Origin of the sequence: Vibrio sp. ZOR0018 (genome assembly GCF_963865925.1) — a bacterium.
GTDB lineage: Bacteria > Pseudomonadota > Gammaproteobacteria > Enterobacterales > Vibrionaceae > Vibrio > Vibrio anguillarum.
The window spans coordinates 1-310 of sequence record NZ_CAWMCN010000052.1; the positions used below are offsets into that span (position 1 = coordinate 1).

Consider the following 310-nt stretch of genomic DNA (forward strand, 5'->3'; position numbering starts at 1 on the left):
AAGCTCTAATGCCGTTTTTTCCATCAGTGACATTAATTTCTTACTGACACCTTGGCCACGAGCACTTGTTTTAACCATCAATTTTTCAACTTCCCCTCGATGTAAACCATTTGCTTTAGAGCATAGAGAAAGTTGAACTGCACCGATGATGGCATTTTCATCTTGAGCAATAAATAAACGACGGTTTCCTGACTTTAAATCCGATTCTACCCCACTCCAGTATGACTCGATTTCTTCTCTGTCGATCGGAGTTAAAAAACCGACTGAAGCACCACTCTCAACACAATCTATAAGCAATGAATTTAACTGA

The 310-nt window shown here is 39.4% G+C and carries 1 protein-coding gene; it reads right to left on the bottom strand.

Annotation, left to right across the window (positions count from 1 at the left end):
* On the bottom strand, positions 1 to 310 hold a 310-nt coding region (locus AACR75_RS02015; RefSeq protein WP_047691639.1), incomplete at both ends, for a GNAT family N-acetyltransferase.